Source organism: Carnobacteriaceae bacterium zg-C25 (assembly GCA_017945845.1).
GTDB lineage: Bacteria > Bacillota > Bacilli > Lactobacillales > Aerococcaceae > WM01.
The window spans coordinates 332,343-354,221 of record CP072828.1; the positions used below are offsets into that span (position 1 = coordinate 332,343).

The 21,879-nt window shown below is 37.0% G+C and carries 20 protein-coding genes; 17 read left to right on the plus strand and 3 right to left on the minus strand.

Features of this window, described 5'->3' with window-relative positions; translation table 11 throughout:
* Positions 1 to 669 precede the first annotated feature (669 nt).
* The 12 genes from J7S27_01640 (at position 670) to J7S27_01695 (ending at position 10,542) form a co-directional block, all read left to right on the plus strand.
* Complete coding sequence (locus J7S27_01640) at positions 670 to 1,260, plus strand: LemA family protein (GenBank protein QTU83247.1); 591 nt, start codon at positions 670 to 672, stop codon at positions 1,258 to 1,260.
* Between the two features lie 26 nt (positions 1,261 to 1,286).
* Positions 1,287 to 2,093, plus strand: a complete 807-nt coding sequence (locus tag J7S27_01645) for a TPM domain-containing protein (protein ID QTU83248.1) — start codon at positions 1,287 to 1,289, stop codon at positions 2,091 to 2,093.
* A 194-nt stretch (positions 2,094 to 2,287) separates the two neighbouring features.
* A complete protein-coding gene (locus J7S27_01650; protein QTU83249.1) occupies positions 2,288 to 2,926 on the plus strand; it encodes a hemolysin III family protein in 639 nt (212 codons plus the stop codon).
* 102 nt (positions 2,927 to 3,028) lie between these two features.
* On the plus strand, positions 3,029 to 3,874 hold the full coding sequence (locus J7S27_01655; protein ID QTU83250.1) for a hypothetical protein: 846 nt from the start codon (positions 3,029 to 3,031) through the stop codon (positions 3,872 to 3,874).
* Between the two features lie 15 nt (positions 3,875 to 3,889).
* Positions 3,890 to 5,026 carry an anhydro-N-acetylmuramic acid kinase gene (locus J7S27_01660; protein QTU83251.1) on the plus strand — a complete coding sequence of 379 codons (1,137 nt, stop codon included), beginning with the start codon at positions 3,890 to 3,892 and terminating at the stop codon, positions 5,024 to 5,026.
* A gap of 13 nt (positions 5,027 to 5,039) precedes the next feature.
* On the plus strand, positions 5,040 to 5,888 hold the full coding sequence (locus J7S27_01665; protein QTU83252.1) for a MurR/RpiR family transcriptional regulator: 849 nt from the start codon (positions 5,040 to 5,042) through the stop codon (positions 5,886 to 5,888).
* A 102-nt stretch (positions 5,889 to 5,990) separates the two neighbouring features.
* A complete protein-coding gene (gene murQ / locus J7S27_01670) occupies positions 5,991 to 6,893 on the plus strand; it encodes an N-acetylmuramic acid 6-phosphate etherase (protein QTU83596.1) in 903 nt (300 codons plus the stop codon).
* 1 nt (position 6,894) lies between these two features.
* Positions 6,895 to 7,224, plus strand: coding sequence for a PTS lactose/cellobiose transporter subunit IIA (locus J7S27_01675; protein ID QTU83253.1), 330 nt, complete (start codon positions 6,895 to 6,897; stop codon positions 7,222 to 7,224).
* Positions 7,225 to 7,230: 6 nt separating this feature from the next.
* The gene (locus J7S27_01680; protein ID QTU83254.1) at positions 7,231 to 7,599 is read left to right on the plus strand and encodes a hypothetical protein; all 369 of its coding nucleotides are present in this window, start codon (positions 7,231 to 7,233) and stop codon (positions 7,597 to 7,599) included.
* Between the two features lie 108 nt (positions 7,600 to 7,707).
* On the plus strand, positions 7,708 to 8,016 hold the full coding sequence (locus J7S27_01685) for a PTS sugar transporter subunit IIB (GenBank protein ID QTU83255.1): 309 nt from the start codon (positions 7,708 to 7,710) through the stop codon (positions 8,014 to 8,016).
* A gap of 28 nt (positions 8,017 to 8,044) precedes the next feature.
* The gene (locus tag J7S27_01690) at positions 8,045 to 9,382 is read left to right on the plus strand and encodes a PTS sugar transporter subunit IIC (protein ID QTU83256.1); all 1,338 of its coding nucleotides are present in this window, start codon (positions 8,045 to 8,047) and stop codon (positions 9,380 to 9,382) included.
* A gap of 62 nt (positions 9,383 to 9,444) precedes the next feature.
* Positions 9,445 to 10,542 carry a DUF871 domain-containing protein gene (locus J7S27_01695; protein QTU83257.1) on the plus strand — a complete coding sequence of 366 codons (1,098 nt, stop codon included), beginning with the start codon at positions 9,445 to 9,447 and terminating at the stop codon, positions 10,540 to 10,542.
* A gap of 115 nt (positions 10,543 to 10,657) precedes the next feature.
* On the opposite strand, the gene efp is transcribed toward J7S27_01695, so the two are convergent.
* On the minus strand, positions 10,658 to 11,221 hold the full coding sequence (gene efp, locus J7S27_01700) for an elongation factor P (GenBank protein ID QTU83258.1): 564 nt from the start codon (positions 11,219 to 11,221) through the stop codon (positions 10,658 to 10,660).
* Between the two features lie 247 nt (positions 11,222 to 11,468).
* Between efp and J7S27_01705 the strand changes: the two genes are divergently transcribed.
* On the plus strand, positions 11,469 to 13,076 hold the full coding sequence (locus tag J7S27_01705) for a potassium/proton antiporter (protein QTU83259.1): 1,608 nt from the start codon (positions 11,469 to 11,471) through the stop codon (positions 13,074 to 13,076).
* 310 nt (positions 13,077 to 13,386) lie between these two features.
* On the opposite strand, the gene J7S27_01710 is transcribed toward J7S27_01705, so the two are convergent.
* Entirely contained in the window at positions 13,387 to 14,301 is a 915-nt protein-coding gene (locus tag J7S27_01710; protein ID QTU83260.1) for a ribonuclease HIII, read from the minus strand.
* 114 nt (positions 14,302 to 14,415) lie between these two features.
* Between J7S27_01710 and nagA the strand changes: the two genes are divergently transcribed.
* From nagA to J7S27_01725, 3 genes are all read left to right on the plus strand, one after another.
* Positions 14,416 to 15,561 (plus strand): N-acetylglucosamine-6-phosphate deacetylase, encoded by a 1,146-nt coding sequence (gene nagA / locus J7S27_01715; GenBank protein ID QTU83261.1) that lies wholly within the window; start codon positions 14,416 to 14,418, stop codon positions 15,559 to 15,561.
* A gap of 128 nt (positions 15,562 to 15,689) precedes the next feature.
* The gene (locus tag J7S27_01720; GenBank protein ID QTU83262.1) at positions 15,690 to 17,426 is read left to right on the plus strand and encodes an ABC transporter ATP-binding protein; all 1,737 of its coding nucleotides are present in this window, start codon (positions 15,690 to 15,692) and stop codon (positions 17,424 to 17,426) included.
* The gene (locus J7S27_01725) at positions 17,419 to 19,227 is read left to right on the plus strand and encodes an ABC transporter ATP-binding protein (GenBank protein ID QTU83263.1); all 1,809 of its coding nucleotides are present in this window, start codon (positions 17,419 to 17,421) and stop codon (positions 19,225 to 19,227) included. The genes J7S27_01720 and J7S27_01725 overlap by 8 nt, the downstream gene beginning before the upstream one ends.
* 313 nt (positions 19,228 to 19,540) lie before the next feature.
* On the opposite strand, the gene J7S27_01730 is transcribed toward J7S27_01725, so the two are convergent.
* Positions 19,541 to 20,566 (minus strand): ammonium transporter, encoded by a 1,026-nt coding sequence (locus J7S27_01730; GenBank protein ID QTU83264.1) that lies wholly within the window; start codon positions 20,564 to 20,566, stop codon positions 19,541 to 19,543.
* A 74-nt stretch (positions 20,567 to 20,640) separates the two neighbouring features.
* Here J7S27_01730 and J7S27_01735 point away from each other — a divergent pair, with 74 nt between their 5' ends.
* Entirely contained in the window at positions 20,641 to 21,762 is a 1,122-nt protein-coding gene (locus tag J7S27_01735) for an NAD(P)-binding domain-containing protein (protein QTU83265.1), read from the plus strand.
* The last annotated feature ends 117 nt before the right edge of the window (positions 21,763 to 21,879 follow it).

A 21,879-nucleotide genomic window follows, 5' to 3' on the forward strand; every position in this document is an offset into this window, starting at 1 on the left:
CTTATAGCAGTGGTATTTGGTGGACAATCGTGGTATTTCAGTGATGTTGTGTTTTTAATATGATACGATGCTTCATTGCTGGAAATAGTATGATTTTAGATTTAAATAAACGTTTATTTTATAGTTGCTAAGCGAGATAGAAGGTGTTGAATGTGTTTAAAATACAAAAACGAAATGTTTTATTTATAGTTGTATGTAGTGTTTTGTTATGTATGTCACTATTTTTATCAGGTAAAAATAAATTATTGTTTCTATTGTTTTCATCGGTAGGAATACAACTATTTACTGTAATTGATAGTTATATTCATAAAACGCATGTAGACTATATGAAAGGACGGTTGGTGGGTTTAAGTGTATCCATATTTTTCACTTTGTTGACTTTACTAACGATGTTCCAATTTCCATATTAAATTAATGATATCCGAATAAAAAACAGACAGTTATGACAGATATTAAAAAGAATCGGTCATTTTTGCGAAATCATTTATGGTAGTATGACAGAAAAGGTTTTCTAGTTAAGATTTAGGTTATTCTTAATGGGAAACCTTTTTTGATGCTACATTTTCAAAGGGCAATAAATGCACATGATTAAAAATCAGCCTATAGACTGATGTGATTAGGAGGAAATGATGTATAATAAAGGTACATTTAAGAAATGAGGGCAATGAAATGAAAAATAAAAGTTTATTTATAGGATGCGGTAGCATTTTTGCTATTCTAGTTGTTATTGGTTTATTTTTTGTTGGACAATACAACGGATTAGTTGATAAACATACACAAGTGCAAACTGCACAAAGTAAAATTGAAACGGCGTTACAACGACGCTATGATTTAATTCCAAATGTTGTGAATGCCACTAAAGGCTACATGACACATGAAAAAGAAGTGTTTGAAAACATTGCTAATGCACGTGCAAAAATCGGTTCAAGTACAACGCCACAAGAGCAAGCACAAGCGCAATCAGAATTATCAAGTGCCGTTAGCCGTTTATTAGTATTAACTGAAAATTATCCACAATTAAAAGCAAACGAACAAGTAAATGCATTAATTGTTGAATTAGAAGGAAGCGAAAATCGCGTTTTTGTAGCACGTAATGATTACAATACGATAGCGGCAGATTACAATCGAACCATTAAATCCTTCCCAACAGTTATTTTTGCAAATCTGTTTGGGTATAAAGAAGTAACGTTATTTAACGCTGCAGAGGGTGCACAAAATGCACCAGTTGTTGATTTTAATAAAACGACACCGCAGCCGTAGTGAAGAGAAAGGAGTAGGCTATGTCAATGATGAAAAAAATAATGTTGATGATCGTCTCCTTCTTGTTACTGGCTGGATTTACGGTGCCGACGAAACCAGATAATGCAGTACATGATCCAAATGGTTATTTGGATGCCACTTTAATCCAACGTGTCAATGATGTGAATTTACAATTGGCAAAAAGTAATCGAAAACCACAAATTGCGGTTATGATGATTGATCGATTAGATGGGAAATCGATTGAGCAAGCCGCATTGGAAACAGCACGTGCTTGGAAAATCGGATTTTCAGATACTAACATGGGAGCGTTAATTTTTGTTTCCGTAAAAGATCGAAAAATGCGCATTGAAACAAGTGATGAGATGGCGACCATTTTAACAGATGCACAAGCTAATCAATTGATTGGAGCGGCTAAAGATGATTTTAGACGTGAAGATTATAGCGCGGGCGTGACTAAAATGGTGGATGGCTTATTAGTGACTCTCGGTAAGCAACTCGATCTCACGATTGATGAACAAACAACAAAACGGGTTGAAAAATATTTGTCCAGTTCATCTAACGATAGTATCGAATTAATTACTGTGGTTATGATTTTGGCTGTTTTGTTTATCGTTTCTTATTCGTCACGTCGATACAGAAGATATGGTTCTACGTTAGTAGATAGTCTATTTTGGACGTCAGCATTTAATAGTGGTAGACGATCTTCACGAAGATATAAAGATGACGATGATGACGACTTTTTTGGAGGATTCGGTGGTGGCTCTTCAGGTGGCTCAAGTGGTGGCTGGTCTGGAGGCGGATTTAGTGGCGGTGGCTCAAGCGGTGGTTGGTAGTCTGCTTTGAGACGTCGTAAAAAGAATACAATAGATGAAGATAGGTTTTAGCAAATCGGCTAGAGCCTATTTTTGTATAGGATACCGTATCGTGTTGACTATAGGCACCATTTTTGAATTAACAAGCAAAATATGCATAAAAGTTTATGTATTTAAATGAAAGTATAGTATACTGTTTAAGAAGAGGTGAGTGTATGGAAACTGTGATCGATAGAAAAACGTTAGTTACTGAAATTTTTAATGCGATAACACATGGTGTAGGTGTCGTTTTAGGCGTCGTTGGATTAATTTTATTGGTGTTAAAAGCGAATGAACTGCAATCTAGTGTTGCTTTAGTGGCGTATATCATTTACGGCGTTTCGCTGATTTTATTATTTTTATTTTCAACGCTTTATCACAGTTTATCGTTTACAAAAGCAAAGCGCGTAATGCGAATTTTTGATCATTCGGCTATTTATGTACTTATCGCCGGTTCGTATACACCTTATTGCCTTAATGCTGTCGGCGGTACAAATGGCACGTTGATGTTAGTCGTCATTTGGGTACTCGCTATTTTAGGGATTGTCTTGAAATGCTTCACCATCGGAAAACATAAATGGTTATCAATATTCCTATATTTAGGGATGGGATGGCTGTCCCTGTTCTTGATTGTGCCGCTATATCATGCCATCGGTTTGAACGGGTTGTTGCTTTTAGTTTTTGGTGGGGTGTCGTATTCGGTAGGCACCATATTTTACAGCATGAAAAAAATACAGTTCATGCATGTTGTTTGGCACCTTTTTGTCATGGCAGGTGCAGCGTTCATGTATTTTTCAATTTTATTATATAGTTAAGCCAAGTATAAAACTTGGTTTTTTTTTCGTTTTAAAGGTATAGGATATTGAAATTTTTTTCCTAAATGATATACTAAAGGTAAAAAGATAAGGGGTGATTTCATGCGCATTGGTATCGATGCCGGGGGAACAAAAACAACAGGATTATTATTTGATGAACAACATCAAGTGGTTGCTACTGCTAAAGAGGCGATGGGGAATGTTTTAGTGGATTATGATGAGGCGTATCAAAATATTCGACAATGCATTCAACAATTAAAAACGCAAACCGATAAAGCCATAGACTGTATTTCAGTCGGTGCAGCAGGTGTTTCGGTTATGGTGGATAAATTACAAACTGCTCTTGAAAACGACTTTAGTACACGCGTAGTCGTTAAAACGGATGTGCAGATGAGTCACATCGCGACATTTCAAAATGGAGATGGGGTGCTGCTCATTGCTGGGACAGGTTCGGTTGCGTTAGATAAAACAAATGGTGAATTTCAACAACGTGGCGGATGGGGGCATTTGCTCGGTGATGAGGGAAGTGCCTACTGGATTGCTAAACAAATTGTGCTAACGTATATCCGTTATTTAGAAACGAATGAAATGCCTGCCGGGTTTGAAACGTATGTTGAACAATTAAAAGAAAAATTGCCGGATAGACAAGCCATCATTAATTTAGTGTATCGTCGTACAAAAGATGAAGTTGCCGAATTGGCACAATTGTTAGATGGTTCAAAAGAAAGTGATTATACAAATGAATTGGTTCAATTAGTAGCCAGCCATTTGGTAAATTTAATATTAGGGCATTCTAGTAAAAAGGATGTGACGGTTGCGTTTGAAGGTGGCGTCATTACAAAAAATGAAGCCGTTTTAAAAGCAACAATGACACAATTGGAAACAAATTGTCATCACGTAAACGTTATTGAAAAACAAAACGGTGCATATGCAGTGTTATATGTATAGATTGGAGGTATGAGTATGGGATTAGGTGTTGGGATTATGTCTGGAACATCTTTAGATGGCATTGATGTGGCGATTGTTGAGATTGAAGGGGTTAATGAACACACTCAAGTCACATTAAAAGCGTATGAATCAATTGAAATGCCTAGTCATTTAAAACAAAAAATTAAAACGCAGTTGATTCCAGAAACATCACGTGTTGATGAGTTGTGTAGTTTGAATTTTGAAATAACACATGCTTTTGCGGATGCGGTCATTGAAACGTGCCAAAGGCATCATATTGCATTAGACGACATTGATTTTGTCGCTTCGCATGGTCAAACGATGTATCATCAACCGGTAGCTACTGACAACTTGGTAGTTTCTACATTACAACTCGGCGAACCTGCCGTATTGTCACAACGATTAAAAACAACGGTAATTTCTAATTTACGACCAGCAGATATGGTAGTTGGTGGACAAGGAGCACCGATTGTACCGTATTCAGAATATATTTTATATAAAAAAGATGATAGAGATGTTTTTTTACAAAATATTGGTGGTATTGGAAATGTGACGGTACTTTCAAAAGATGGCACAATGGATGATGTGATTGCTTTTGATACTGGGCCGGGTAATATGATTATCGATGCATTTTGTCAAAAGTTTTATGGGGTGTCTTATGATAAAAATGGCAATTATGGTGCACAAGGTAAGTTACACCAACCGTTATTAGATGAGTTAGTAGCACATGAGTATTTGTCTCTACCGTTTCCAAAAACAACGGGTAGAGAAATGTTTGGTCAACAGTATGCTGAATATTTATTGGCTAAATATGATAACGTGAGTGCAAACGATATGATTGCAACCGTGACGTATTTTACAGCGTACTGTATTGCGTATCATGTTAAGCAATTTTTAAGTGATGCTCCTGCTGAATTGATTGTCGGTGGAGGTGGTAGTTATAATCATACATTAGTTGGTTACATTGGGGAGTTACTATCTAATGTAGATGTTAAAATTCAAGAAGATATTGGTTTTTCTTCTGATGCTAAAGAAGCTATCGCTATGGCAATCATTGGTAATCAGACATTACACCACCAACCAAGTAACGTACCGGCAGCAACAGGTGCAAAAAAACAAGTCATATTAGGTAGTGTGACATACTATCAGTAAGAGGGGAGAAAATATGTTAAAAACAGATATTTTAAGAAAATTAGAAAGTGTTTATGACGATTTATCAAAATCACAAAAATCTATCGCGCGATATATATTGGATCATCCAAAAGATATTCCAAGTTTAACGGTTATTGAGTTGGCGGAGTTGGCAAATTCTTCTCCGGCGTCTGTAATTCGTTTATGCCAAAGCTTAAATGTAAAAAGTTTTACGTTGTTAAAAGTAGAAATTGCAACGGCGTTGGTAAATGATAAACCGGTAGATTTAGAATTTTTATACCAAGAAAATATTGAAACGATTAAACAAAAACTGCTAGAAAGTTCGTATCAATCGATGCAAGATACGTTGCACTATTTAACAGAAGATATTCTCTCACGTGCGAATACGGTAATTGAACAATCGGATATTTTATATGTTTATGGTGTTGGTGCATCGTATTTAACGGCTGAAAATATTGCGCAAAAATGGACACGTGTTGGAAAAATGGCTATGGGAAGTAACGATCATCATTTAACGGCAACGCGTTTAAGTGCGTATAAAGAAAAAGCGGCATTAATTTTAGTTTCTAACTCTGGTTATACAAAAGAAGCGCTTAATTTATTGAAAATTGCAAAAGACAACGGTGTGAAAACAATCGCGTTGACGCAATTTGGGAATAATCCACTATCTCAAAAAGCGGATGTTTCCATTCAAACCGTTAAAACAAATGAGTCTGAATACCGTTCTGCAGCGACTTCATCATTACACGTTCAATTTATAACGGTAGATATTTTATTCTTTTACTACATGTCATTCCACTATGATGAAGTGATTTCAAGTGTTCGCAAAACAAGGGAAAATATTAAACGATTAAATCAATAATGTAACTTTTTTTGGTTTCTAAGACAAAAATATGAAAAAGTTTTTCAAAAATTGAAAAAAATATGGTATACTATCCGTAAGGAAGGTGATATTGTGACGCAAATAGATTTATCTGTATTAAATACAGAGAGCAACAATCCAAATACACGAAATATTGATTCGGTATCCACGCAGGAAATGTTGCTAAAAATAAATGCGGAGGACCAAACCGTTGCACAAGTTGTGCAATTACAAATTCCTGCAATTGCACAATTGATTGATGCAGCCTATTTAGCCGTTCGTCAAGGGGGACGACTAATCTATATTGGAGCTGGAACGTCAGGTCGTTTAGGTGTATTAGATGCTTCTGAATGCCCACCGACATATGGTGTAACGCATGACCTTGTACAAGGGATTATCGCTGGCGGAAAAGATGCGATGTTTAAAGCTAAAGAAGGCGCTGAAGATTCTAAAGAAGGTGCAATAACAGATTTAAAAGGAATCCATCTTGTAAAGGAAGATGTGGTTGTTGGTCTTGCTGCTAGTGGACGGACACCGTATGTTGTTGGTGCTTTAGAATACGCTAATGAAATTGGAGCAACTACAGGTAGTGTATCGTGTGTAGAAAATGCTCAAGTTTCCAAAGTTGCAACTTATCCAATTGAAGTTGTAACTGGACCAGAAGTGGTTATGGGTTCTACGCGTATGAAAGCGGGAACGGCACAAAAACTGGTGTTAAACATGATTTCTTCAGGATTGATGATTAAACTTGGAAAAGTGTATCAAAATTATATGGTGGATGTTCAACCAACTAATCAAAAATTAGTGGTTCGTGCCATGAATATGATACAAACATTAGCTCAAGTGGATGAACACACAGCGCAACGTCTATTTGAGTTAAGTGGACAAAATGTAAAAGTAGCTATTGTCATGGCACTTGCACAATTAACGAAGCAAGAAGCCGTTGAGTTATTACTCAAATCGGACGATCGCGTAGCAGTAGCGCTTAAAGAAGTGGAGGGATAGTATGGAAGAAATGGAATTAGCCATTTTTGAAATTATTAGTAATGGCGGTAACGCTAAAGCGTTAGTTTATGATGCGATGCAAGCATCAGAAGAAGGCGACTTTGATAAAGCAGATGAATTGTTAAAAGAAGCGGATGAATTTTTACGAATTGCGCATTTAACGCAAACACGCATTATTCAACAAGAAGCAGCAGGACAAAAAAATGAAGTAACGGTTTTATTTGTTCATGCACAAGACCATTTAATGACATCAATTGAAGTGAGAAGTTTAGCCGAAAATGTGATTCGCATGAATAAACGACTTGTCGCATTAGAAAAAAGATTAGGGTAATGAACAATGGCAACGAAAAAAAACTTGAAATGGGAAACTAAAAATAACAAGCAACCAAAAAAATATGGATCAAAAATGAGAAAAACGGACTACGATATTCCGTCGTTTGGTTATAAAAGTGCATTTTTAATGGTTTTAGTGTTTATGGCGGCGTTTGTTGGTGTTCCAGCAGCATGTCAGGCGTTAAATATTGCACCGGGCTGGCCAACGGTTATTTTGGGTGGGCCTATTTGTGGGTTTAGTGTTGCTTATTTGCAAATTGTCCGTGAGAAAAAAGAAAAAATGACGCAGCAGTTTTGGATTGTGGGGGGAGTGTTATCCATCATCATTAGCTTAGCTGTATACGCACTATTTTTTCACTCAATTATGATTTAGTTTAAAAAATGAAAAAATTTTTCGTTAGTAAAAAACAAAAAATAAAACATTATTGCAATAAAACGTTTTCTTTGTTATAATGCAATTATCAAATAAGGAGGAAAAAACATGAAAATCTTATTAGTTTGTTCAGGTGGTATGTCAAGCGCCATTGTTGCAAAAGCGTTACAAGACGCAGGGCAAAAAGCCGGTTTAGATATTACGGTAACAGAATGTGGAACGCAAGCCTTCGCTTCAGAAGTTGCTAATGGATATGATGCAGCATTAGTTGCGCCACAAATTAGACATCGTTATGATGTGTTGTCGGAGTCGGCTAAGGCAGCAGGTATACCCGTTGCGTTAATTCAACCGACTGGTTATACACCGTTAGGTGGTCCAAAATTATTAACGCAAGTTAAAGAATTATTAGGATTATAATGTTCTCAAAACGAAAGGAGAAAACAAAATGTTTGATAAATTAACACATTTTATGGACACGAAGTTGTCGACACCAATGGCTAAATTAGCTGAACAAAGACATTTACGTGCGATCCGTGATGGTATTATTGCAACTTTACCAATTATCGTAGTTGCATCTATGTTCATGGTTATTGCGTTCTTACCGAACTCTTTACCAGAATCTTGGGGAATTACTCAATTCATCAAAACTAACCAAGCAACAATTTTATTACCTTACCGTGTATCAATGTACATTATGACGTTGTATGCCGTATTTGGTATTGGTTACTCTCTATCAAAATCTTATGACTTAGATGGTTTATCAGGTGCTGTATTATCAGAATTAGCATTTTTATTAACGATTATTCCTGTAGCCATTCCTGCAGCATCTAAAGGCGTAAAAGCAGTTGCTCAAACTTCAGAAGATGTGGCTAAATTTGTTGCTGCTGTACCAGCAGGTTTCCATTTACCAATGCCAAACCTTGGATCAGCAGGTATGTTCGTAGGTATCTTATCAGCATTCTTTGCTGTTGAAGTATATCGTTTCACACAAAAATCTGGTTTCAAAATTTCAATGCCACCTCAAGTACCTGCTTCAGTAGCACGTTCATTTGAAGCATTGACACCAACATTTATCGTATTATTATCAGTTGCAACATTGACAATGTTCTTCAAAGTTAATGTACATACAATTGTTAGTGATGCCGTTAAACCTTTAGTATCTGCATCAGACTCATTACCATCAGTAATCATTATTATTGTATTGACACAGTTCTTCTGGTCATTCGGTATTCACGGTTGGTCAATCGTTGGTTCATTAGCACGTCCATTATGGGTTGTGTTATTAGACCAAAATACAGAAGCATTTGCTAGTGGCGCAACAGTTGCTAACACAGCGGCAGAACCATTCTATCAATGGTTTGTTATGATCGGTGGATCAGGTGCTACAATCGGTTTAGCGATTTCATTATTATTCGCACGTTCTGCTTACTTGAAAGCGTTAGGACGTACACCGTTCTTACCAGCAGTATTTAACATTAACGAACCATTAGTATTCGGTACACCATTAGTATTGAACCCAACATTAATGATTCCATTTATCGCTGCACCATTAGTAAATGGTATCGTAGCGTGGATTGCATTCTCAACAGGTTTAGTACATCGTGTAGTTGCATCAGCAGCTTGGACATTACCTGGACCAATTGGATCATTCTTTGCAACAGGTGGGGATGTTAAAGGAGCTATTTTAAGTGTTGTATTAATTTTATTATCAATCTTAATTTACTTCCCATTCTTCAAAATGTACGACAACCAAATGTTAAAACAAGAACAAGAAGAAATGTAATAAAAAAAGCGATGGGCTTGGGCTAAATGTCCAAGCCTATTTTATATAGTAAAGGAAAACATATGAGACGATTAGGATTATCGATTTATCCAGATAAATCAACAAAAGAAGAAATTCATGATTATTTAAAACGTGCAAGTAAAGCCGGATTTTCACGCATTTTTTCTTGCTTATTATCAGTGGATAAACCAGCAGAAGAAATTAAAGCAGAATTTAAAGAAACAAACCAGTTAGCACATGATTTAGGTTATGAAGTCATTGTGGATGTCGCACCGCGTGTGTTTGATCAATTAGGGATTTCTTATAAAGATTTATCATTTTTTGAGGAAATTGGTGCAGATGGGATTCGTTTAGATGTCGGATTTACCGGAAATGAAGAGTCGTTAATGACATTTAATCCACAAAATTTAAAAGTAGAGATTAACATGAGTAACAATGTACATACATTAGATACGATTATGGACTATCAACCAAATGTGTACAATTTATACGGCTGTCATAACTTTTACCCACATCGCTATTCAGGTTTAGGTTTAGACTTTTTTAATGCGTGTACACAACGCTTTAAACAATACGGCATTAAAACAGCGGCATTTGTTGGTACGCAAAGCGAGGGTGCATTTGGGCCATGGCCGACTACTGAAGGTTTGGTGACATTGGAAATGCACCGTACATTGCCTTTAGATGTGCAAGTGAAACATTATGTGGCACTAAATACAATTGATGATATTTTATTGGCGAATTGCTATCCAACACAACAAGAATTAGAGAGTTTAGCCGATTTACCGTTAGAGTTGGTTACGTTTGATGTGGCTTTAGTTGAGGGGATTCCAGAAGTTGAAAAAGATATTGTGTTAAATGAATTGCATTTTAATCGTGGGGATCAAAGTGATAATTTAATTCGCTCAACGCAAAGTCGTGTGAAATATAAAGGGCATCAATTTGATATTTTCAATACGCCGGATGTCATTAAACGTGGTGATGTGGTGATTGAGTCAAGTGAATATGGTCACTATGCTGGAGAATTACAAATTGCATTGAAAGATATGGAAAATTCTGGAAAATCCAATGTTGTAGCGCGCGTGCGCGATGAAGAGTTGTTCTTATTAGATTACATTAAACCATGGCAAAAATTCCGCTTTAGACAAGTTAAAAAATAGAACCGTAAAATGTTGACTGTTGATACATAAGTGTCAGCAGTCTTTTTTGTGTAACTTTCGTTATGTTGACAACTACAAAAAAGTGACATCGCTATTTGCGACATCACTTTTAAAATTATTTAGAAGCACGTTTAATGTATGTACCTTCTTGTGTATTCACTTCGATATACTCGCCAGCTTCAATAAAGTCAGGCACGTTAACCACTAAACCAGTTTCCATAACGGCAGGTTTACCTGAACCTGTAGCTGTTGCACCTTTAATTGACGGTTGTGTTTCAGCAATTTGTAAAACAACAGATGTTGGTAATGTTACACCAACGACTTCAGTACCGTAAAATTGAATTTTTACATTTTCGTTTTCTAAAATGTATTTTAATTCGTGCTCAATTGTTTCTTGTGGGATTTCGTATTGTTCGTAACTTTCGTTATCCATAAATACGGCTGTTCCATCCATGTTGTATAAGTATTGCACTTCTTTTGTGTCGATGTGTGCACGTTCTACTTTTTCGTCAGGACGCATTGTTGTATCGACAGTTGATCCGTTGCGTAAGTCACGGATTTTCATACGCATTACGGTATTTCCTTTACCAGGTTTGTGGTGGCTAATTTCTAATACTTTCCATAATTTACCATCGGCAACATATGTCATGCCGGCTTTTAAATCACTAACGTTGATCATATCAATCTCCTTAAATTGTGTTTCTAATACTCTGTATTTATACCATATTTTTACAGGAATCTCAACCTATATTATGATATAATAGACACTAACTATTCATAAAAACGAAAAAGAAATGGATTTAAAACGACGGAAAATCGTCACAAAATACAGTTGTCTTTTTTAGTGTTATCCAATGATTTTATAAAATCATTGGATAACACGTGAATGTGCGATGTATCAAATTTAAAAAAGAAAGGAAGAGTCTATGAATTTATCTATCGTATTAATTTTTTGTGCTATTGTTATTGTGGGGTGTCTGCTTCTACAAAAACTAACGAATCGAATAGGGGTGCCTTATTTAGTCGGTTTTATTATATTAGGGATGCTTTTTGGGTCAGATGGTGTTTTACGCATTCAATTTGAAAACTTTCGTATTGCGCAAATTATTTGTACGGTGGCGCTGATTTTTATCATGTTTTTTGGTGGTTTTGAAACGCGGTTAAATAAGGTGAATGCCATTATGAAACCAGCAGTTGTACTATCCACAGGTGGTGTTTTATTGACCGCTTTAATGATGACAGCGATTATTCATTTTATTTTAAGATTATCCGTTGTTGAAAGCTTTTTAATTTCAGCAGTGTTATCGTCTACGGACGCGGCATCTGTCTTTTCTATTTTAAAGTCACAAGAATTGCATTTAAAGCATCAAACGGCGTCTTTATTAGAGTTGGAATCGGGGAGTAATGACCCATTTGCCTATCTATTGGCTGTCGTGGGGATTTTCATTTTTAAAGGGCAATTTCAAATTAGCGAAATTTTTTGGATATTGGTTTTACAAATTGGTGTTGCCTTACTCGTAACCGTCGTCTTGTCCAAAGTCACTCGTTTTATTTTTGATCGCATGACATTTGATAATGTTGGTATTTTAGTAACCTTTATTATGGCGGTTGCGTTATTATCCTATGCCTTGCCCGAGGCGTTTAAAGGGAACGGTTATTTATCGGCATATTTAGTCGGTTTAATTTTAGGGAATCACTATATCCCACAAAAAAAGGAAGTGATGGTCTTTTTTGAAGGGGTGATTAGCATTTGCCAAATCTTAACGTTCTTTTTATTAGGGTTGTTGAGTGCGCCAAAATTATTGCCTGATTTATTGGTTTTAGGTGGTGTTATTGCGGTTGTATTAATGCTTGTCGTACGACCAATTGTTGTTTGGATCATCGGTAAAGTATTTCATTTGAAAAAAGAGCAAATGACCGTTATTTCGTGGGCGGGATTAAGAGGGGCATCATCGATTGTTTTTTCAATAATGATTGTGAATCAAGTGCATTTAACGATGGATATTTTTCATATTGTGCTATGCGTTGTACTGGTGTCGATTATTATACAAGGGACGTTGTTACCCATTATTGCGCGACGGACGAATATGATTGACGTCAACGAAAATGTCTTTAAAACATTTAACTTTTATTCTGAAGAGGTACCGCTCGATATTTTAACGATTCGCATACCCGAAACACATGCGTGGGCGAATCGTGCCATTGAAACCATTGATTTTCCACCATCCACACTCGTGTTTCAAATACAAAGAGATGAAGAGTTGATTGTTCCAGATGGCCAAACGGTATTGCAAGTTGGCGATTTATTGCAATGTGTGGTCTTCACTCGTCAAAATCATTCGCACTTGAAGTTTTATCAAATCAACGTCGAAGACGATAGCCGTTACTTAGGAAAAGTGCTTAAAGATAGCATATTTAGCCAAGATTTAGTCGTTGCCATTGAACGTGACGGTCACATGATTGTGCCAAATGGCGATACGATGGTGTTGTTAGGCGATACGCTATTAATGAAAAAGATGACGGGAAATCAATAGTTGATAATCATAAAAGTTTGACCGATAGGCAGTCAGTAATCATAAAAAGATTGATGTGCTAGTACGTGATAGGTACTAGCACTTTTTGAATTTTCTGTTAGATGGTGTAGGTGATTTTGTGGCCGTTTATCGATTTTTGAGTGCAGGTTTAGTGTGTTAGTTGAGCAACCCATAATACAAAATAAGGTTGATACCGTATGGCATCAACCTTAAAAATTATGGAAAAGACGTTAATAACTTGTGAATATTGTTACCAACACCAAATAGGATAAAAACAATGCAGAAATACATAATGTCAACACGTTAAAACTTATTTTTTTGCCAATGCGATTGCTTTTTGTGTATTGGCAAAATGCAATTTTGCGACACGATTGAGTGCGTCAACACCATCACGTTCAATTAGTTTTGCTGCAACTTGATCAACGGTTGCGCCTGCACCACTAGGAATTGTCATATTGGTTTGTTCGCTCAATAATTTCAAGGATTCTAAAAATTCAGCACGTGCGATAATACTAGCAGCGGCAACCGCAATGTGTTCGCTTTCGCCTTTTGTCGCAAAATAAACGTTTTGCTTAACGACATCACGTTTGTGTGCTAAATGCGCCCAATATGTTTTGGGTAATTCAAATTGATCAATTAAAATACCGTCAACTTGTGACATATCCAGTTTTTTTCGGATACGCAAAAGGGCGTGATTATGCAGTTCGGCTTTCATTTGACCTTGCGACATCGTTGGTTGAACACTGTTGTATTTTTCGGGCATTACGTTTAACACTTCATACTCAATACGCTGTTTTAACGTTTGCGCAAGTGCCATAATTTTAGTGTCCGTTAAATTTTTAGAATCTTGTACACCGAGTTGTTTTAGCACTTCAATATCTTCGCTTTTCACAAACGCACTACAAACGACGAGTGATCCAAAATAACTGCCCGTCCCGACTTCATCACTACCAATGACGGACCATTTATCGAAATCTTTTGGCAAATCACTGTTTTTGCTCGATTTTTGCTGTGGGGATGTGGTAGAAATGGCTTGCCAAATAGACGCTTCATCATCAGCATTTGCCCCTTGAAATAACGCTTTTCCGGATTTATAAACGGTAATGGTAACACCATTGGTAGATGCTGCAAAAATGCTATGTGCAGGATAATTGTCTTTTAAATGGTCTTTATAAAAATGTTGCATTTTTTCAATTGTTGTTGCGTCAACTTGTAAAACTACCATAAAACACCCTCCTAAACTTACATTTATTGTATCAAATAAGTGGGTCTTTTAAAAGTTGAAAAGTCGATGTAATAGGCGTATAATTATTATATTAAATGAGAGCGGGGTTAATTTATGAATTATTATATTTACGCGGATAAGTTTTTCTTTACCGACGGTGAAAAACCAGCTGGTTATTTGGAAGTTGTAGATGGTCGATTTGGTGCGTATACAACCGATAAACCAGACGGTAAAATTGTCGATTACAGTGGGTATTATGTAGGCCCGGGATTAGTCGATACACATATTCACGGTTACGGTGGACACGATGTTATGGACAACGATGCGCAAGGTTTAGTGATTATGTCCGATCGTCTATTAGAAACTGGTGTAACGTCATTTTTACCAACAACGTTGACCGCATCAACTGAATTGTTAAACGATGTGTGTGAAACGATTGGAAAAAATGCGCATTTAGTGAAAGGTGCAAAAATTCGCGGTATCTTTTTAGAAGGTCCATTTTTCAATGAAAAATATAAAGGGGCACAAAATCCAAAATATATGAACGATCCAAGTAGTGAAAAATTACAAACTTGGAAAGATTTATCAAATGGCTTGGTGCGTAAAATTGCGATTGCACCTGAGCGTGAAGGGTCAATTCCGTTTATTAAAGACGCAAAAGCAAATGATGTGTATGTAGCGATTGCACATACGGATGCAACGTATCAAGAGTGTAAAGATGCGGTTGATGCTGGAGCCAATATTTTTGTGCATGTTTACAACGGTATGCGCGGTTTACACCATCGTGAGCCAGGTGTTGTAGGGGCAGCATTAACATTACCACACGTACATGATGAATTGATTTGTGATGGACACCATGTGCATCCAGTATCTGCAAAAATCGTAATGGATTGTAACGGTCGTGACAATTCCGTATTAATTACAGACTGTATGGCAGCCGGTGGTCAACCAGAAGGTGACTACAAATTAGGTGAATTAGACGTTATCGTTGAAAAAGGAACAGCTCGATTAAAAGATAACGGTAGTTTAGCTGGTAGTGTGTTGCGTTTATTTGAAAGCGTGCAAAATGTCATTAAATGGGAAATTGCTCAACCGTATGAAGCGTTTCGTATGGCAAGCTACAACGCAGCCAACAGTGTTGGTTTAGGTGATGTGTGCGGAAAATTGGACGCTGGATATGAAGCGGATTTTGTTGTAGTAGATACAAACTACAATTTAACAGCCACTTACTTAAATGGTGAAAAACGCTACGAAAAATAATTAGGTGAATTGTGTATAAAAGACGTCATTTTGTGGCGTCTTTTTTTGATAGACTGATGAAATCCATTTTGTTTGAAGTGGTATTTTTTTTATGGTACCATTGCATATGTTGAAAAAGGAGAGAGTAGATGATAAAACGAATTTTACGATACGCGAAACCGTATCAAAAACATGTTTGGTTTGCTATCTTTGCTATTTTTGTTGAAGTGGCATGTGAGGTGGTACAACCATGGTTAATGGCAGGTATTATTGATAAAGGGATACCAAATCAAGATATTAGCTACATTGTGCAACAAGGTGTGCTGATGATTGGCTTATCGGCGCTAGCCTTGTTGACGGGGGCTTTAGGTGCAAAGCATGCATCAATTGCTGGCGCTTCATTGGCGTATGCCGTTAGAAAAGAGCAAATGGCAAAAATTCAGCAATTTTCTTTTCATAATATTGATCATTTTTCAAACGCATCATTGATTACACGTTTAACGAGTGATATTTCAGGTATTCAAAATACCGCGATTATGACACTTCGCATTTTAGCGCGTGCCCCGATTATGATTTTATCCACATTATTTTTAATTATTCAAATTAATGCACAATTATCTTTAGTCTTGGTGGTAGCTGTTCCCATTTTAGCGCTATCGTTATTTTTAATTATTGCGATTGCCTTTCCACGATTCCATAAATTGCAACAAGCTATTGATAACATCAACCGAACGTTACAAGAAAACTTTATTGGTATTCGTGTTGTCAAAGCGTATGTTCGTGAAGATTACGAACGCGAAAAATTTTATACGGAAAACACCAATTTCAAAAAACGGGCATTACACGCCATGAACGTTGTCATTTTTAATAACCCGATTATGCAACTGACCGTTTACGCGTGTACCATTGCGGTGATGTGGTTTGGTGGAAATCTTGCAATTAACGGTGTGATGACGACCGGAAATTTAGTTAGCTACATTTCTTACATCGGACAATTGATGATGTCGTTAATGATGATTTCGTTTGTTTTTGTGATGTTGACAATGACAAAAGCGTCTGTGGAGCGTGTTTTTGAGGTGTTGGATACACACGTTGATATTGTTGAACCATCTCACGCAACAGCGCATGAAAAAATTAGTGGTGATGTCGTTTTTGAAAATGTCCACTTTTCTTACGCAAAAGATCCTACTGAAGAAGTATTGAGCGATATTTCATTTACATTAGACAAAGGGCAAGTATTGGGAATTATCGGACCAACAGGATCGGGGAAAACGTCACTTGTCCAACTGTTGCCACGTTTATTTGATGTCACAAGCGGAAAAGTAATGGTTGGTGGTAAAAATGTAAAAGCGTATAGCTTTGAAACGTTGCGTGAACAAGTGGCAATGGTGCTACAAAAAAATACGCTATTTTCTGGAACGATTCGAGAAAACTTGTTGTGGGGTAATCCGAATGCAAGCGAAGAAGAGATGATACAAGCGGCAAAATACGCGCAAGCACACGATTTTATTATGGAATTACCAGACGGATATGATTCACGCGTTGAACAAGGCGGTGGGAATTTCTCTGGTGGTCAAAAACAACGCTTGTGTATTGCACGTGCCATGGTACGTAAACCAGCAGTTCTTATTTTAGACGATTCCACATCAGCAGTTGATACGGCGACGGATAGTAAAATTCGTGAAGCGTTCTTTAACTATTTACCGGAAACAACGGTCATTATTATTGCTCAACGCATTTCGTCCATTCAAGGTGCCGACAAAATTATCGTTTTAAATGACGGTAAAATGGACGGTATGGGTACGCATGAAGCGTTACTATCAAGTAATGAAATGTATCAAAATATTTATCAAACACAATTGGAAGGAGTGTCTGGAAATGAGTAAGCAAGTGAAAAAAGGCAGACGCCCTGAAAATATGAAAGCAACGCTCGCACAATTAATGCGCTATTTATTGAAAAGTAAATGGGGATTAGCCGTTGTAGCCGTTGCGTTAGTTGTCAGCTCTTTAGCCAATATAGCAGGAACCTATTTTATTAGACCGTTAGTCAATGATTTTATCGACACAAAAGATGTTGCTGGTTTAGGGCGTATGATTTTAATGATTAGTGCCATTTATGTATTTGGTGTTGTGTGTAGTTTTATCGCCTCTAAAATGATGGTCGGCATTGGTCAACGCACCATTGAATTGATGCGTGGTGAGTTATTCAATCACATTCAAAAACTGCCGATTCAATTTTTTGACACGCATAAACATGGTGATTTAATGTCTCGCTTTACAAACGATTTTGACAACATTCAAAATATGTTTAATAACAGTGTGCTAATGATTATTACATCATCTTTACAATTAGTGTTGACGTTTACGATGATGGTGTTGTTGTCACCGTTATTAACGATTTCGATTGTGGTTATGTTAGGTGTCATTATTGTAACGGTGCGTTTTATTGGTGGACGTTCCGCACGTTATTTTGGCATGCAACAAAAGCATATTGGGACATTAAATGGATTTATTGAAGAACATATCGAAGGTCAAAAAGTCATTAAAGTTTTCCATCACGAAGATAAAGTATTGCAATCTTTTGATGAGCTGAATGAACAAGTTTTAGAAGCGTCAAAACAGGCGCAGTTTTATGCCAATACGATGTTTCCTGTTTTAGGGAGTTTAGGTTATATTAATTACGCTTTAACGGCAACATTAGGTGGATTTTTAACGATTAATGGTGTGATGGATATTGGCGCGTTGGCATCCTTTTTACAATATACACGTACCTTTTCGATGCCAATCGGTCAATTATCGCAACAAGTCAACGTCCTTTTAGCCGCTTTAGCGGGTGCAGAACGTATTTTTAAAATATTAGAACAAACGGAAGAAATTGACAACGGTACGGTAACATTAAATCGTGTGGATAAAGATAAATGGTACTGGCAAACACCTGACGGTGCAGTTGAAGTTGTTGGAAAAATTATTTTAGAAGATGTTGATTTTGGGTACACACCAGAAAAACAAATTTTAAAAGGCATTAACGTTTGGGCAGAGCCTGGTTTAAAAATTGCCTTTGTTGGTGCAACCGGTGCGGGAAAAACAACAATTACCAATTTAATTAATCGTTTTTATGAAATCCATGCGGGGCAAATTACTTTTGATGGTATTCCAGTAACCGATATTAAAAAATCGGATTTGCGTCAAACGATTTCGATTGTGTTACAAGATACGCATTTATTTACAGGCACAATTGCAGACAACATTCGCTATGGTCGATTAGATGCTAGTGATGACGATGTCATTAAAGCGGCAAAATTAGCCAATGCGCATAGTTTTATTAAACGTTTACCGCAAGGGTATCATACACAAATTACAGGAGACGGTGACGGGTTATCACAAGGTCAACGTCAATTACTAGCCATTGCGCGAGCGGCTGTTGCCAATCCAAAAGTGTTGATTTTAGATGAGGCAACGAGTTCGATTGATAGCCATACGGAAGCACAAATTTCAAAGGGTATGGATCAGCTAATGGCTGGACGGACATCGTTTGTTATTGCGCACCGTTTATCAACGATTCGTAATGCCGATGTGATTATGGTAATGGATCATGGCGAAATTATTGAACGTGGGAATCATGAATCATTAATGGAAAAAAATGGTGTTTACTATAAACTGTATACAGGACAAATTGAATTAGATTAATTAAAAAGGGTAGCCGTTCTGTTGAACGGCTACCCTTAGACTGTTGACATTTTTAATCAGCAGTCTTTTTTGCATTATCTTAATATAATGTACACGATTTGCACCACAACGCATTATAGTCGGTTAAAGTTTTGGTCAGCACTCTTTTTTTGACATCTATTAAATTGTACCGCTTAATGCGTTATATACGATTCGTTCCGAAATGTCTTATATATTGTTGGTAACATAAACTGTTAGCCATTTTTATTTGTTAAATTTCACAGTTATCATCATCTAGTGATTAGATGACGAAACCTATCCACCTAATTTCATATTATAAAAAACGCTTCGATTTTTTTAGGAGAATCGATAATAGAGTGGTGAAAACAAAACTTAACATAATGGTAAACGCAATACCGCTGATTTGACCGATTAAAGCATTCCATCTAAAAAGAATCGTTCCGAGTGAACCAAATAATCCACCGATACCATTCATGCCAAAAGAATCGACAACGTCATTGATGTGAACTAAAGTTAAAATGTGACGAATGCCAAAATAAGTGAGTGCACTCGCAATACCTACAATGCAAAGTAGCTCGAATAATGAGACAAATCCGACGCTTGATGTGCTCGTGACTAATCCGACAATTGTACCGTTTAAAATGGTTTCGGTATCTACTTTTTTGTCGCATGTATATTGTGAAACCGCCCAAACACCACCGCCCGTAATTAAAGCAACTAGCGTTTTAACGATAATGAGTGCCGACTGGTCGTTCAACTCGCCTACGGGTCCTGCATTAAAGAAAAACCAGCCGAGCGTAATGAAAATCATGCCTAAATAGAGCCAAGGATTTTGAACGGGGGCGTCCACTTTTTCCGCTTGTTTAAAGAAATAGGCTAACACGTAACTGGATACGCCGGCGGATAAATGGACAACAATACCGCCTGAAAAATCAAGGGCGCCGAGTTGTGCAAAAAAGGCGTTTTCGCTCCAAAAAAGATGAACAAGTGGGGTGTAAACGGCAATCACCCATAACATTGAAATGATGATGGCGTGTGTCAATTTTAAGCGATTGACGACGGAACCAATGACCATGACAACGGCGTATAAACAAAAGCATAGTTGGAATAACAGGTTAAGCAACGTCGATGTATCCATATTTTCTGTGAAAAGAAGAGATGGTGTTGAAAAGGCGATAGGATAGCCGATAAATAGAAAAGCGATGGTTGCGCTAAATAAGGAAACGCTCACCACACTTAAGATGTGGTTTGTGTCAGATTTTGGTAACATGCCAAAATAGAAACAGCCAACACCAAAAATCATGAGCCACATCATCGCAATTGAAATTAATAAAAACATATATCCTCCTTGAAAACGAAACGATTACGTTTTATAATGTTAAAGTGAAAGTTTGAAAATGTCAAGGAGGGTTTATGAAAAAAGAGATTGTCATTATTGGTGCGGGTGCAGCCGGAATTGGAATGGGTTGTGCGTTACATAAATTAGGAATCAACGATTTTGTGATTTTAGAAAAAGGTGTTGTTGGTGAAAGTTTTTTTAATTGGCCAAAAGAAACGCGTTTAATTACACCGTCATTTACAACAAATGGATTTGGTTTTCCGGATATCAATGCCATTGCGCCAGATACTTCTCCAGCGTATACGTTTGCTAAAGAGCATTTAAGTGGAGAAGAGTACGGTGAGTATTTACAAATGGTAGCGGATCATTATGAACTACCGATTGAAGAAAATTGTCACGTTACCGCCATTAAACAAACAGAAAACGGCTATTGCTTAAATACGACATTAGGTGAAATGATTTGTACGTATATTGTAATGGCAACGGGTGAGTTCCAAAATCCGAATAAAACGGCAATTGCTGGAGCGCATCATGGGCTACATTACGGTGAGGTGGATAGTTTTGCCGTTCAGTCGGATACACCATTTGTCGTGATTGGCGGTAATGAAAGTGGTGTTGATGCAGCGATTAACTTATTGGAACAAGGCAATCAAGTTGAGTTGTTTACAACGGATTTGGGACAAAATGCAAAAGTTCCCGATCCAAGTATCGCCCTTTCGCCAATTACAAAATCACGCCTAGCACATGCGATTCGCTCTAAAGCACCGCTAACGATTCATGAAAATAAAACGTTGCGTTCAATTGATTTTGACGGTAGCGACTACACGTTAAGTTTTGAAGATGGGTCGAAACAGGTGGTGGAAAATGCTCCCATTTTAGCGACAGGCTTTTTAAATGCAATGCATCATATACAAGGAGATGCACTATTTTCATTTAATGAAGATGGCATTCCATTAGTGAACGAACACGATGAGTCGACAATAGCTAAAAATGTCTTTTTAGTAGGACCAAGTTTACGCCAAAATACAGTGATTTTCTGTTACATTTATAAATTTAGACAACGTTTTGCAGTCGTTGCAGAATTATTAGCGAAACGAATGGGTGTAACCTGTCATGCGGAGCAATTAGAAGTGTATAAGCGCAATCAAATGTATTTACCAAACGCTGAATGTTGTGATGTTGTTTGTGATTGTTAGGCGGTTTATCCAGTCAACGCCGTATCTTCTATTCAAAAAGATACGGCGTTTTTGTGTGAGTAAAATCATAAAAAGTTTGATGAAATGAAGGTAAAACGGTTGAATGAGCGTAATGGA

What these genes read in the sequence shown, in the direction of transcription:
- J7S27_01705 (QTU83259.1), top strand. Translation starts at nt 11,469, where the DNA reads ATGAATTTATCTATCGTATTAATTTTTTGTGCTATTGTTATTGTGGGG.
- J7S27_01650 (QTU83249.1), top strand. Translation starts at nt 2,288, where the DNA reads ATGGAAACTGTGATCGATAGAAAAACGTTAGTTACTGAAATTTTTAAT.
- nagA (QTU83261.1), top strand. Translation starts at nt 14,416, where the DNA reads ATGAATTATTATATTTACGCGGATAAGTTTTTCTTTACCGACGGTGAA.
- J7S27_01640 (QTU83247.1), top strand. Translation starts at nt 670, where the DNA reads ATGAAAAATAAAAGTTTATTTATAGGATGCGGTAGCATTTTTGCTATT.
- J7S27_01695 (QTU83257.1), top strand. Translation starts at nt 9,445, where the DNA reads ATGAGACGATTAGGATTATCGATTTATCCAGATAAATCAACAAAAGAA.
- J7S27_01710 (QTU83260.1), bottom strand. Translation starts at nt 14,301, where the DNA reads ATGGTAGTTTTACAAGTTGACGCAACAACAATTGAAAAAATGCAACAT.
- J7S27_01655 (QTU83250.1), top strand. Translation starts at nt 3,029, where the DNA reads ATGCGCATTGGTATCGATGCCGGGGGAACAAAAACAACAGGATTATTA.
- J7S27_01665 (QTU83252.1), top strand. Translation starts at nt 5,040, where the DNA reads ATGTTAAAAACAGATATTTTAAGAAAATTAGAAAGTGTTTATGACGAT.
- J7S27_01725 (QTU83263.1), top strand. Translation starts at nt 17,419, where the DNA reads ATGAGTAAGCAAGTGAAAAAAGGCAGACGCCCTGAAAATATGAAAGCA.
- J7S27_01730 (QTU83264.1), bottom strand. Translation starts at nt 20,566, where the DNA reads ATGTTTTTATTAATTTCAATTGCGATGATGTGGCTCATGATTTTTGGT.
- J7S27_01690 (QTU83256.1), top strand. Translation starts at nt 8,045, where the DNA reads ATGTTTGATAAATTAACACATTTTATGGACACGAAGTTGTCGACACCA.
- J7S27_01680 (QTU83254.1), top strand. Translation starts at nt 7,231, where the DNA reads ATGGCAACGAAAAAAAACTTGAAATGGGAAACTAAAAATAACAAGCAA.
- J7S27_01660 (QTU83251.1), top strand. Translation starts at nt 3,890, where the DNA reads ATGGGATTAGGTGTTGGGATTATGTCTGGAACATCTTTAGATGGCATT.
- J7S27_01685 (QTU83255.1), top strand. Translation starts at nt 7,708, where the DNA reads ATGAAAATCTTATTAGTTTGTTCAGGTGGTATGTCAAGCGCCATTGTT.
- J7S27_01645 (QTU83248.1), top strand. Translation starts at nt 1,287, where the DNA reads ATGATGAAAAAAATAATGTTGATGATCGTCTCCTTCTTGTTACTGGCT.
- J7S27_01735 (QTU83265.1), top strand. Translation starts at nt 20,641, where the DNA reads ATGAAAAAAGAGATTGTCATTATTGGTGCGGGTGCAGCCGGAATTGGA.
- efp (QTU83258.1), bottom strand. Translation starts at nt 11,221, where the DNA reads ATGATCAACGTTAGTGATTTAAAAGCCGGCATGACATATGTTGCCGAT.
- J7S27_01675 (QTU83253.1), top strand. Translation starts at nt 6,895, where the DNA reads ATGGAAGAAATGGAATTAGCCATTTTTGAAATTATTAGTAATGGCGGT.
- J7S27_01720 (QTU83262.1), top strand. Translation starts at nt 15,690, where the DNA reads ATGATAAAACGAATTTTACGATACGCGAAACCGTATCAAAAACATGTT.